Consider the following 10,889-nt stretch of genomic DNA (forward strand, 5'->3'; position numbering starts at 1 on the left):
AACGCGACAGTGCATCACCATTTTGATGAAGAGGTGGTCAATCGTTGGTTGGTGGATCATCGTTTTGTGGTGATGTACTTGCCAGCGTATAGCCCTGAGCTCAATTTGATCGAGATCGTGTGGAAACACGCCAAGCATTTTTGGCGTAGCTTCAAGTCGTGGAGCAAGGATAAATTGGTCGAAGAAGTCCACACCCTTTTATCCGGCTTCGGTTCGAAATTTAAAATTAGTTATGCGTGATTACTTATGTAACAAACATCTCAATAAAAAGAATCAATATGCCAGATATAAAAGCCTACCTGCTCACTATCCTTATGGCACTAAGCGGAATGACGTTTGCCACAAAACCAAACGAAACAAATATAGAAAACCGCCTGATTGAGGCGATTACATGCCAGCATGAATCACCCGCTGATTTAGTCAGAGAGATTGCCCGCAAAACAAGCTCAACACTAACAATCAACAACCACAAAAATGGATACGACGAAAAAATAACCATAAAAACAAATAAGCCACTGCGACTACATGGCGTGCTGAGCGATGCAGTTCATCTTTCTTTTGAGAATGACATCAAAGATTTTAACGCCATCGTTTACAGCGTATTCAAAGGCGACCCGCAAAGCATGATCAAGGCGCTCAATTTAAGCAAAGATAATTCAGCAACACGAATTGCTGACTACACCAACAAATCAAACAGTCCCGACTGCCCACCCACGATAGGATTAACCAGAATCAACAAATCCACCTTTGCCCTTGGCTGTGGCTGGTGTAATGGAGGCTAACTGCAGCTGGAAAATTACGCCCCGCCGGCAAGCACTTCGAATACGCCCCGCAGGAAGTCCCCTTGGGGGACGACGAGCGCGGCAATCTGCGCGCGCATCGACAACAGCCGCACGCAGTGGTTCGAGTGGGATCACTTCAACCGCCTGGCCGCCATGCGCAGCAACGAGGTCGATACCGAATTCGCTTACGACCCGCTCGGCCGCCGGAAGCGCTGGCCGACCGCGATGGCACACTGGTCTGGGGGGCTCGACACGACATCGCCGCGACCCCGCCCGGCGCGAGCGGGACGAAGCGCAGGGCGGCGAACACTCGCCGTCGCACTCCCAATGTCAGCATCACGACAGCGAAAGCGGGCTGCATTACACTACTTCCGCTAGTACGCCGCGCAGCAAGTCCCTTTATGGGGCGCCGCGCAGCAAGTCCCCTTGCGGGACGACCCGGAAAGCGGCCGCTATCTGACGGCCGACCCGATCGGCCTGGCGGGCGGCCTGCACCTGTACGGCTACGTGCCCGACCCGAACGGCTGGATGGATCCGTGGGGGTGGTGTTCCAAGGCCTTGGGCAAAAATATGGAAAATGCGGGCATTCCACGACCCAAGAACACCACACCACATCACATTGCTGGTGATACATCAAAGGCATCACTGCCTGCACGTAAAATTTTGAGCAAGCATGGCATCGGTGTTGATGATGCTGCAAATGGCGTGTTTCTGCCCAATCGCGGCAACACTGACCTTAATGTACCGGGCATCCTTCATAATGGTCGGCATCCAACAAAATACATTGACGCCGTCAACGATAGACTACGCCAAGCGGATATAACTGGTGGAAGGAAAAATAGGGGACAGACCACGGTTTTTACTACGGCAGAGTATCGCTGGCCCAGCTATCAGGTAAATGCACAAGGGGCAGAATCACCGCTGCTCGTTCCTCATCCCATGTATGTGGCATTGGGGCTGGAAACTGAAGCCCGTTCACTTGCGTATCGGGAGCGGTTTCGGCATGAACTGGAGCCTGGTCTGATCGATGCCATTCGAAAGGCCAGCAACGGCAATTTTGCGCTGGGCGATGCGCGTTTTGGCGCACAGATTGCGGAAGCTCTGGGACGACGAGCAATACCGGGAACTTCAAGCCGGCCAAGAAAGAGGGAGAAGCCCAAGTCGGGGGTCTTGTTCTAAAGAACGACTCAAAAACCGTGGTCTGTCCCCTATTTTCCGATCTTCATAGCCCCTACAATGGTATTGCTCTGCCAAAATGCAAGTGCAGCCAAAAAAATCGAGGAAAAAACAATAACGCAGCAATTCACAATGGCTCACACGCCAACTACAGCACACAAGTTCAGAGTGAACTAGAGGCCATTTATGCATATATGGACGCCCCCACTTTGCCAAGCATTCAATTCATCGATGAGATACAAAGTCGATTGCAGCCATATATCCGGACTTTAACGAAGCACTGCCTCTGTCCCTGATGGATTTCCGCTGATTGAGTCCTAAACAACAAAGCGCACTCGAAGTGCCAAGCACAAATCAGGTTCGCTCAATCACGGTCTGACCTATATCGCCATCAATGTCATGATTGCCTGCGCAATCGAAGGAAACGGTTTCTTTTGTAGACGGTGTTTAGCCCCGCCTAGGGTCTGGCAACTGGTGAAACAGCATGGTAATCGGCCTCATACCGACGATCTTTGGCTAGCAGCGCCCAAATGATCCGAGCATTCTTATTGGCGAGCGCAACGACAGCAACATTGCGATGACAGCGCCCAAGCATGCGTTGCAGCCACGGGTCAGCTCGTTCGCGTTGACGTTCAAAATGCGCGATGATGGCGCGAGCACCGTGAATGAGTAAGGTGCGAAGATAAACATCGCCCCGTTTACTAATGCCGAGCAATACCGGTTTACCGCCACTGGAATGCTGTCGTGGAACGAGGCCAAGCCAAGCTGCCAACTGCCGACCATCTTCAAATGATTTCGCGTCGGCGACGCTCGCAATAATCGCAGTTGCGGTAATGGGGCCCACGCCTGGTAGTGCTGCAATCCGTAGCGATGATTCGTTCAGACGATGCCACTGCATAATGACCTTATCGTATTCAAGTACTTGTTGATCCAATTCATTCAAGTGATTCAAAAGTCGCTGGATTAAGTCGCGCATCATTGCAGGTAAGCCGTTTTCGGCATCTTCCAGTACTTCGGGAATACGCCGGCGCAATGTTGATAACCCCAGCGGCATCACAATGCCGAATTCAGCCAACAAACCTCGCATTTGATTGGCTTGAGCAGTTCTGGCTTTGACAAAACTGGCACGCGCCCGATGAACTGCGAGCATGGCTTGTTGCTCCGGCAACTTGATTGCCACAAAACGCATATTTGGCCGAGTCACCGCCTCGCAAATAGCCTCCGCATCGGCCATATCCGTTTTACTGCCTTTAACATAGGGCTTCACAAACTGAGATGCCATCAGCTTCACTGTATGACCAAATGATTCTAGCTTTCTTGCCCAGAAATGCGCACTGCCACAGGCCTCCATGCCAATCAAACAAGATGGTAAGTTGGCGAAGAATGGTGCGAGTTGTTGTCGGGAGAGTTGTTTGCTTAGGACTGTTTTGCCCTGCGCATCCACACAGTGAAGTTGAAAAACTTGTTTGGCTAGATCCAAGCCGATTGTAGCGATGCTCATGGTAACGCCCCTCGAGAGTTGTACGTTGACACTCTCAGTCTGGCACCGGCATCGCCGGTTTAGGAAGGGGCGTCCATTCCATTAACAAAGCCACTCTGCACACCCTCATTTAATCAGGAATGAATTAGCGCCGCCAAGCCCCCAGCTCGGCCAGTTGTTCGGCTAACTTGTCGGCCATCATCGCGTAGCCAGCTGCATTCGGGTGTACCGCATCGCTTTTGAGTGATGATTTGGCCAGGATGGTTTCCAGTATTTCGTCATTGAGCGCAACTCCGTATTGCTCGGCCAGCTCGGCGTATAAAGGAGCGGATCCCAACCCCAAACCCAATTTGGGCACGCCGATCAGCAAGAGCGCAATCTTGCGTCGCTGCAATTCTTCGATCATCAATCCCAGCTCGTACTTGGTCTGCGCAGCATCCAGCTTTTGCAGAAAATCATTGCCTCCTAGGCACAGCAGCACCAATTTGGGTTTGGTCTCATCCAGTGTGCTCACAAAACGCGTGCGGGCCTGAGCGGCCGTTTCTCCCGGCACGCCAGCATTTACGATTTCCCAGCCGGTTTTGGCGGCCAAACGCGCCGGATAAGCTTGCTCCTCCGTTGTGCCGGTGCCATAGGTGAGGCTATCGCCAAACGCCAGCACAACACTACCTACGGGCAAGGGGGCAAGTTCTGGCGTTTTGCCACAGGCAGTGAGCCACAATAGGCAACAGGAAAACAAAAACCAGCGCAGCATCACTCCATCCTTGTGTTGGTTCGACTAATCAAAACATCATCGCAATACCCATACAGGTATTGCCATCAAATAGAATCTGGGTAATCGCTACAAGGCAATACCCCTAGCACTCTGGCTGCGCTACGGTCAGCGCCAGCCCGCCAAGCGAGGTTTCCTTGTAGCTGTTTTTCATGTCCAGCCCGGTGCGGTACATGGTTTCGATGACTTTATCGAGGCTGACCAAATGCTCACCGTCTTCCAGCAGCGCAAGCTGGGCAATTTTAATTGCCTTCTCGGCGGCGACGCCGTTGCGCTCAACACACGGCACTTGCACCTGACCTCCGACCGGATCACACGTCAGCCCCAGATGGTGTTCCATTGCGATTTCGGCGGCGTTTTCCACTTGCGCCAGTGTGCCGCCCAGCACCGCGCAATAGGCGCCAGCCGCCATCGAACACGCGACGCCGACTTCACCTTGGCAACCGACTTCGGCACCGGAAATGGACGCATTCATTTTATACAGCATGCCAATTGCCGCGGCGGTGAGCAGAAAATCAACAATGCCTTCATCGCTGGCATCGGGCGTGAAATCCCGATAATACTGCAGCACCGCTGGAATAATGCCCGCCGCACCATTGGTCGGCGCTGTCACCACGCGGCCACCGCTGGCGTTTTCTTCGGACACGGCCATCGCATACAGCATTGGCCACAGCATCACATCGGCGCGCCCTTCCATATGCATCGCTGAGAGGCGCTGATACAGCGCCGGCGCGCGGCGCTTGACGGCAAAAGGCCCCGGCAAACGGCCTTCATGTTTGCAGCCTTGCGCCACGCAGCCCTGCATGACCGAGGCAATCTCCAGCAGTTGCGCGCGAATTTCTGCCTCAGCAAGGCCATCGTGATCAGTTTTCCAACGCAGTGCCAGCTCGTTAGCCAATACAATCTGCGCCATGCTGAGCCCGTGCGCGCGGCACTGCGCCATTAGCTCGGCACTACTATGAAACGGATAGGGAATCACTGTGGCTGCGGGCGGCGGCGCCGCATCCCATTTCGAGGCCGACACAATAAAGCCACCACCGACCGAAAAATACGTTTCGCGCAGCAGCAAAGACCCAGCGGCGTCAAACGCGCTGATGCGCATGCCATTGGCGTGTTGCGGCAGAAACAGATGCTTGTGCAATTGCAGATCAGTCTGCGGATTAAACGCAATCGCATGCTGGCCAGCCAGATTCAGCATTGCGCCATTGCGCAGCGCCTGCATGCGGGGCGCAATCTGTGCCGGGTCAATACCCCTTGGCGTATTGCCTTCCAGACCAAGTATGGCGGCGTCTATCGTGCCATGCCCCTCACCTGTTAGCGCGAGCGAGCCATACAGCTCAATGCGGATTTGAGCCACCTGCGCCAGCACACCCGCCGCCTGCTGCGCACCGGAGACCGGAGCATCGGAGACCAGAGTATCCGTAAAGGCTTTGCTCGCCAGCATGGGTCCGACCGTGTGCGAGCTTGATGGGCCAATGCCGATTTTGAACAGATCAAATACGCTGAGCATGAAGCCATCCTTGAATGCAAATAATGCAATCAACGATAGCCAGCACGCCCATCAGCAGCAATACCGACTAACCCCATCCCCGCGCACTTACGCGGTCTCGCCTTCATCGTGTAATTGCAGCGCCCACATCTGCGCGTAGACGCCTGCAGCCGCCAGTAGCTCGCGATGCGTACCGCGCTCGACAATCTGCCCGTGCTGCATCACCAGAATCTCATCCGCATCCGAAATCGTTGATAAACGATGCGCAACCACTAGCGTCGTCCGATTCGCCGAAATGGCTTTGAGCTCGGCCTGAATGGCTTTTTCGGTTTGCGAATCAAGCGCACTGGTCGCTTCGTCAAAAATCAGAATCGGCGGGTTTTTCAGCACGGTACGCGCAATCGCCACGCGCTGTTTTTCGCCGCCCGATAATTTCAGGCCACGCTCGCCCACCGTGGTATCAAAGCCATCGGGCAATTGCATAATGAAATCGTAAATATGCGCCGATTTGGCCGCTTCAATGACTTCTTCACGGCTCGCATCGGGTCGGCCGTAGGCAATGTTGTAATAAATCGTGTCGTTAAACAGCACGGTGTCTTGTGGCACGATACCTATTTGCGCACGCAAATTGCTTTGCGCCAGCTCGCGCACATCATGGCCATTAATCCGAATAGCACCCTTATTGACATCGTAAAAACGGTACAGCAGCCGCGACAAGGTGGATTTACCCGCGCCACTCGAACCCACCACCGCTACGGTTTTACCAGCTGGGATTTGAAAACTGATGCCGTGCAAAATCGGCCGATTGCTGTCGTAGGCAAAATCGACGTTGCTAAACTCAACGCTGGCATTGTCCAGATTGACGGTTTTGGCGTTGCCACTGTCTTTGATCTCGGCATTGCGCGCCATCAGGCCAAACATTTTTTCCATATCAGCCAGCGAATTTTTGATTTCGCGATAGACAAACCCAAGGAAGTTCAGCGGGCCATACAGCTGCAACAGGAAGGCATTGACCAAGACCAAATCACCGAGGGTCATCTCGCCTTTGACCACACCGTTCGCCGCCATGCCCACCAGCAAGGTCACGCCCACGGCGATAATCGACGCCTGGCCGGCATTCAGAAACGACAGCGAGACCTGGTTTTTGACCGCTGCCGCTTCCCATTTACTCAGGCTATGGTCATAGCGCTCGGCTTCCCAGCGCTCATTGCCAAAATACTTCACCGTTTCATAATTGATCAGGCTATCAATCGCGCGGGTATTGGCCTTGGAATCCAGATCATTCATATCGCGGCGAAAGTGCATCCGCCATTCGGTCACTCCCAGCGTAAAACCGATATACAGCGCAATCGTCGCAAAGGTCACCGCAGCAAAGGTCCAGTGATATTTTTGCAGCAAAATCGCCGCCACCAGGCCAATCTCAACCAAGGTCGGCAAGATATTAAACAGCGTAAAATTAAGTAAAAACGAAATGCCCTTGGTTCCACGATCAATATCGCGGCTCATCCCGCCAGTTTGGCGCTCCAGATGAAAACGCAGCGAAAGACGGTGCAAATGCTCAAACACCTGCAAAGCAATTTTGCGAATTGCGCCTTGGGTGACTTTGGCAAACACCGCATCGCGCATCTCGCCCAGCACCGCCGAGCTTAAACGCAGCGCGCCATAGCCCAGAATCAAAGTTACCGGCAAGGCCAGCGCCAAATCCTTGGCCGCCATTTGGTCGACAATGTCTTTGAGCACCAGCGGCACCGCCACATTGGCCAGCTTGGCCAGCACCAGCAAGCTCAGCGCCAGCGCCACGCGCCATTTGTATTGCAGCAGATAAGGCAGCAGGGTTTTCAGGGTTTTCCAGTTATTGCCACCCTCAATGGGCGCGGTGCTACTTGGTCGCATTAATGCAGAGTCCTTGGCATAGAGAGTACAAATTGGGCGATTTCGGCTTCAAATTCGGTGCCATCGGCAGCGATCATTTGGTAAGTACCGCGCATCGTGCCCACTGGTGTGGCCAGGGTGACACCACTGGTGTATTCAAAAATTTCCCCGGGGGCCAGCTCGGGATGCTCTCCAATCACGCCAAGGCCGCGCACTTCCTGCGTTTTGCCACCGGCGTCTTCAATAATCCAGTGCCGCGCGATCAGCTTTGCGGTGATGCTGCCCGCATTTTCAATGGTGATTTGATAAGCAAACGTGTATTGCTCGGCCGCTTCGTCCGATTGTTCGGGCAAATAAAACGGCCGCGCGGTGACGCGAATTTGATAGCTGTGTTCCATATAATCGATTCCCATAAAACCCATGCAAAGTTTTATCGCAAGGCTGTGACGCAAGAAAACTTTTCAACTGATCACGAACAAATGCGGCCAAAGTTCAGAATACCAATCCACACGCCATCATATCGCGACAATTTGTTGCTAATCAGGATGGTTTTATCACGCAGTGGCAAACTGGCATAATACCCGCCAACCTTCAGGGAGATTCACATGACCTTCCGCATCGCCCCCAGTATTTTATCCGCCGACTTTGCCCGCCTTGGCGAAGAAGTTAAAAACGTCATCGCAGCTGGTGCCGACATTATCCACTTTGATGTGATGGATAATCATTATGTCCCCAATCTAACCATCGGCCCCTTGGTATGCGACGCGATTCGCCCGTGGACCGACGCGCCGATTGATGTGCACCTGATGGTGAAACCCGTTGATCGCATCATCCCCGATTTTGCCAAAGCTGGCGCCAATATCATCACCTTTCACCCCGAAGCATCGGAGCATATCGATCGCTCACTCGGCCTGATTCGTGACTGTGGCTGCAAGGCTGGCTTGGTCTTTAACCCGGCCACGCCACTGCACTACCTCGATTATGTGATGGATAAAATTGATATGATTTTGCTGATGTCGGTGAACCCAGGCTACGGCGGCCAGAGCTTTATACCCGCTACGCTGGACAAAGCCCGTCAAGCTCGCGCACTGATCGACGCCTACACAGCCAAAACTGGCCGCGAAATCTGGCTGGAAATTGATGGCGGCGTTAAAGTCGACAATATCGCGCAAATCGCCGCTGCGGGCATTGATACTTTTGTCGCTGGCTCGGCGATTTACAGCCAGCCCGATTACAAAGCGGTGATCGATCAAATGCGTGCCGAGCTGGCTACGGTAAAATAAAGCCGTGGGAGCGGGCTAACCCGCTCCCACGGCTTTTTGAATCAAGGATATGCCATGAAACTGCTCCACAACCCCCGTTGCAGCAAAAGCCGCGAAGCATTGACCGCACTCGAAGAAGCCGGTCATACCCCCGAAGTCTGGCGCTACCTCGACGAGCCGCTAAGCGAAGAGCAAATCCGCGAGCTGCTCGCCCAGCTAGGGCTAGCTCCGCTGGCACTGGTGCGCTGCAAAGAAGAATTGTGGAGCGAGTTGAGTCTAGGAAAAACCTTCTGCGACGACGAGATCATCGCCCTGCTCGCCAGCCACCCCAAACTGATCGAGCGCCCGATTCTGATTCACAACGGCAAAGCCGCGATTGGCCGGCCGCTGGACAATATTCTGGCGCTGCTGAAATAAACCTCTCCATCCGTAGGGTGGATGAGGCCTGCGCCGGAGGTAAAGAATCCACATGGCGAAAGGCCGTAACCCACCATTACGCTGAAGCATTTAAAGCAAAATATATCAAGGGTATAAAGCTACAAAGCAATATACACCTAGCTATCAACCTCATACCCCAAGACAATAAACCATGACCATCCAAGCCCTCGCCTTTGACCTTGACGGCACGCTCGTCGATTCGATTCACGACCTGGCTCGCGCCGCCAATGCCGCGCGCGCCGATTTAGGCCTCGCCCCGCTGGCGCAAGACACCGTTGAAAGCTATGTGGGCGACGGTGCAGCTAGCCTGGTCGCCCGCGTGCTGGCCGACGATATGGCTGCCGAATTTAACGGCAGCGACTTACAGCAGCAAGGCATGACGCAATTTAATCTGCACTACCGCGCGGGCCTAACGATTGCGACCAAGTTCTACCCCAAGGTGCAGGAAACCCTGCACGCGCTGCACGAGCGTGGACTACCGCTGGCGATCATCACCAACAAACCCGAGCGCTTTACGTTGCCGTTATTGCGCGAACTGGGTGTATTCGAGCATTTTGACGTGATCATCGCTGGCGACACGCTGCCCGAGCGCAAACCGTCAGCGCTGCCACTGGAATACACGGCGGAAAAACTAGGCGTGCCGCTTGAAAATATGCTGATGGTCGGTGACTCGAAGAATGACATTCTGGCCGCCAAAAACGCCGGTTGCCCGAATGTGCTGGTAAGTTACGGCTATGGCGACGAGCTGGAAAAAATGGGTGCCGATGCAATCATTCATCGCTTTGATGAATTATTTGGGTTTCTGGAGGAATAAAACAGGGAGCATATTTAGGGCTACAACATGTCATAGGTACATAAATGCTAATTTTAAGTTGTAAAGATTATAACGACGCTATCAACTCTTTGGCCAAGGCGTATAACGTCGATATTGAAATCATTAAAAATGCACAAAAAACTTGGATAAAAAATGAAGCAACCAAACAACCAAATGAAACACCAAAGTTGTTAATGCACAATTTCGCAGAATTAGGTGGAAAATATTATCAATTTGATCTTGCAAAATTCTATCATCGCACAGCCTGCTTTAGCAAAACTTCATTCCTAGAAAATGGATTACTTTCAGCAAAAGATGGAGCTACTCTATTTTTGCAGGAGTTTAGCAAACTCATCAACAAAGACGACATAGATAAAGTAAAAAATCTAGCCTTGCAAAAATTAGTCCAAAGACTATCTCATGAACCAGATTCTGGTGGGCCACATGCATTTGCTTCTTATGCTGAGGCAAACTCCGCATCCACAAGTGGACTCAACTACTCTATACCTGAATTTTTCCAAGATTTTATTCACGAACACCAGAATAAATTTTCATATAAGTAATCACGCATAACTAATTTTAAATTTCGAACCGAAGCCGGATAAAAGGGTGTGGACTTCTTCGACCAATTTATCCTTGCTCCACGACTTGAAGCTACGCCAAAAATGCTTGGCGTGTTTCCACACGATCTCGATCAAATTGAGCTCAGGGCTATACGCTGGCAAGTACATCACCACAAAACGATGATCCACCAACCAACGATTGACCACCTCTTCATCAAAATGGTGATGCACTGTCGCGTTA

Annotated in this window: 14 protein-coding genes; 8 read left to right on the forward strand and 6 right to left on the reverse strand. The window is 52.6% G+C overall.

Features of this window, described 5'->3' with window-relative positions:
• From FLS37_RS16360 to FLS37_RS17195, 4 genes are all read left to right on the forward strand, one after another.
• A partial coding sequence (locus FLS37_RS16360; protein ID WP_198314448.1) for a transposase occupies positions 1-240 on the forward strand: 240 nt, incomplete at its 5' end.
• A gap of 38 nt (positions 241-278) precedes the next feature.
• Complete coding sequence (locus tag FLS37_RS16365; protein WP_157671033.1) at positions 279-782, forward strand: hypothetical protein; 504 nt, start codon at positions 279-281, stop codon at positions 780-782.
• A 426-nt stretch (positions 783-1,208) separates the two neighbouring features.
• Positions 1,209-1,961, forward strand: coding sequence for an AHH domain-containing protein (locus FLS37_RS16370; protein WP_157671035.1), 753 nt, complete (start codon positions 1,209-1,211; stop codon positions 1,959-1,961).
• A gap of 17 nt (positions 1,962-1,978) precedes the next feature.
• Positions 1,979-2,254 carry an AHH domain-containing protein gene (locus tag FLS37_RS17195; protein ID WP_157671036.1) on the forward strand — a complete coding sequence of 92 codons (276 nt, stop codon included), beginning with the start codon at positions 1,979-1,981 and terminating at the stop codon, positions 2,252-2,254.
• Positions 2,255-2,415: 161 nt separating this feature from the next.
• Here the strand turns inward: FLS37_RS17195 and FLS37_RS16380 are convergent, their stop codons facing one another.
• From FLS37_RS16380 to apaG, 5 genes are all read right to left on the reverse strand, one after another.
• Positions 2,416-3,459, reverse strand: coding sequence for an IS110 family transposase (locus FLS37_RS16380; RefSeq protein ID WP_157671038.1), 1,044 nt, complete (start codon positions 3,457-3,459; stop codon positions 2,416-2,418).
• Positions 3,460-3,583: 124 nt separating this feature from the next.
• Positions 3,584-4,192, reverse strand: a complete 609-nt coding sequence (locus FLS37_RS16385) for a GDSL-type esterase/lipase family protein (protein WP_157671039.1) — start codon at positions 4,190-4,192, stop codon at positions 3,584-3,586.
• A 103-nt stretch (positions 4,193-4,295) separates the two neighbouring features.
• Positions 4,296-5,720 (reverse strand): L-serine ammonia-lyase, encoded by a 1,425-nt coding sequence (locus tag FLS37_RS16390; RefSeq protein ID WP_157671040.1) that lies wholly within the window; start codon positions 5,718-5,720, stop codon positions 4,296-4,298.
• 87 nt (positions 5,721-5,807) lie between these two features.
• Positions 5,808-7,592: an ABC transporter ATP-binding protein/permease gene (locus FLS37_RS16395; protein WP_157671042.1), complete on the reverse strand. Its 1,785-nt coding sequence runs from the start codon at positions 7,590-7,592 to the stop codon at positions 5,808-5,810.
• On the reverse strand, positions 7,592-7,969 hold the full coding sequence (gene apaG / locus FLS37_RS16400) for a Co2+/Mg2+ efflux protein ApaG (RefSeq protein ID WP_157671043.1): 378 nt from the start codon (positions 7,967-7,969) through the stop codon (positions 7,592-7,594). The genes FLS37_RS16395 and apaG overlap by 1 nt, the downstream gene beginning before the upstream one ends.
• A gap of 207 nt (positions 7,970-8,176) precedes the next feature.
• Here apaG and rpe point away from each other — a divergent pair, with 207 nt between their 5' ends.
• The 4 genes from rpe to FLS37_RS16420 all read left to right on the forward strand — a co-directional run bounded on the left by rpe (position 8,177) and on the right by FLS37_RS16420 (position 10,648).
• Complete coding sequence (gene rpe / locus FLS37_RS16405; protein WP_157671044.1) at positions 8,177-8,854, forward strand: ribulose-phosphate 3-epimerase; 678 nt, start codon at positions 8,177-8,179, stop codon at positions 8,852-8,854.
• 54 nt (positions 8,855-8,908) lie between these two features.
• On the forward strand, positions 8,909-9,250 hold the full coding sequence (gene arsC / locus FLS37_RS16410; RefSeq protein WP_157671045.1) for an arsenate reductase (glutaredoxin): 342 nt from the start codon (positions 8,909-8,911) through the stop codon (positions 9,248-9,250).
• A gap of 172 nt (positions 9,251-9,422) precedes the next feature.
• Positions 9,423-10,085 carry a phosphoglycolate phosphatase gene (locus FLS37_RS16415; RefSeq protein WP_157671046.1) on the forward strand — a complete coding sequence of 221 codons (663 nt, stop codon included), beginning with the start codon at positions 9,423-9,425 and terminating at the stop codon, positions 10,083-10,085.
• Positions 10,086-10,129: 44 nt separating this feature from the next.
• Positions 10,130-10,648, forward strand: coding sequence for a hypothetical protein (locus FLS37_RS16420; RefSeq protein ID WP_157671047.1), 519 nt, complete (start codon positions 10,130-10,132; stop codon positions 10,646-10,648).
• Here the strand turns inward: FLS37_RS16420 and FLS37_RS16425 are convergent.
• Positions 10,649-10,889, reverse strand: a 241-nt coding sequence (locus FLS37_RS16425; RefSeq protein WP_198314448.1) for a transposase, incomplete at its 5' end; no start/stop codon positions are given. It lies immediately after the preceding gene.

The organism is Chitinibacter sp. GC72 (assembly GCF_009760905.1).
Lineage (GTDB): Bacteria > Pseudomonadota > Gammaproteobacteria > Burkholderiales > Chitinibacteraceae > Chitinibacter.

Excerpts from the sequence above, each read along its gene's own strand:
- FLS37_RS16420 (WP_157671047.1), top strand. The coding sequence starts at position 10,130 with ATGCTAATTTTAAGTTGTAAAGATTATAACGACGCTATCAACTCTTTG.
- FLS37_RS16365 (WP_157671033.1), top strand. The coding sequence starts at position 279 with ATGCCAGATATAAAAGCCTACCTGCTCACTATCCTTATGGCACTAAGC.
- FLS37_RS16415 (WP_157671046.1), top strand. The coding sequence starts at position 9,423 with ATGACCATCCAAGCCCTCGCCTTTGACCTTGACGGCACGCTCGTCGAT.
- rpe (WP_157671044.1), top strand. The coding sequence starts at position 8,177 with ATGACCTTCCGCATCGCCCCCAGTATTTTATCCGCCGACTTTGCCCGC.
- FLS37_RS16385 (WP_157671039.1), bottom strand. The coding sequence starts at position 4,192 with ATGCTGCGCTGGTTTTTGTTTTCCTGTTGCCTATTGTGGCTCACTGCC.
- apaG (WP_157671043.1), bottom strand. The coding sequence starts at position 7,969 with ATGGAACACAGCTATCAAATTCGCGTCACCGCGCGGCCGTTTTATTTG.
- FLS37_RS16390 (WP_157671040.1), bottom strand. The coding sequence starts at position 5,720 with ATGCTCAGCGTATTTGATCTGTTCAAAATCGGCATTGGCCCATCAAGC.
- FLS37_RS16380 (WP_157671038.1), bottom strand. The coding sequence starts at position 3,459 with ATGAGCATCGCTACAATCGGCTTGGATCTAGCCAAACAAGTTTTTCAA.
- FLS37_RS16395 (WP_157671042.1), bottom strand. The coding sequence starts at position 7,592 with ATGCGACCAAGTAGCACCGCGCCCATTGAGGGTGGCAATAACTGGAAA.
- arsC (WP_157671045.1), top strand. The coding sequence starts at position 8,909 with ATGAAACTGCTCCACAACCCCCGTTGCAGCAAAAGCCGCGAAGCATTG.